General features: G+C 55.5%; 1 protein-coding gene. It reads left to right on the forward strand.

The genetic code is table 11. The features are described from left to right. Positions 1–391: 50S ribosomal protein L2 (rplB, locus tag ACODJP_RS13820; protein ID WP_422482491.1), on the forward strand; the 391-nt coding region annotated here is incomplete at both ends.

Below are 391 nucleotides of genomic sequence, written 5' to 3' on the forward strand. Positions count from 1 at the left end.
AGCTGGCGACCAGATTCAGTCTGGCGTTGATGCTGCAATCAAAGCAGGCAACACCCTGCCGATGCGCAATATCCCGGTTGGTTCTACCGTTCATAACGTAGAAATGAAACCAGGTAAAGGCGGTCAGCTGGCACGTTCCGCTGGTACTTACGTTCAGATCGTTGCTCGCGATGGCGCTTATGTCACCCTGCGTCTGCGTTCTGGTGAAATGCGTAAAGTCGAAGCAGACTGCCGTGCAACCCTGGGCGAAGTTGGCAATGCTGAGCATATGCTGCGCGTTCTGGGTAAAGCAGGTGCTGCACGCTGGCGTGGCGTTCGTCCTACCGTTCGCGGTACTGCGATGAACCCAGTAGACCACCCACATGGTGGTGGTGAAGGTCGTAACTTTGGT

It is taken from the genome of Pleomorphochaeta sp. DL1XJH-081, from assembly GCF_049310885.1.
Classification (GTDB): Bacteria; Spirochaetota; Spirochaetia; order Sphaerochaetales; family Sphaerochaetaceae; genus CAYZJV01.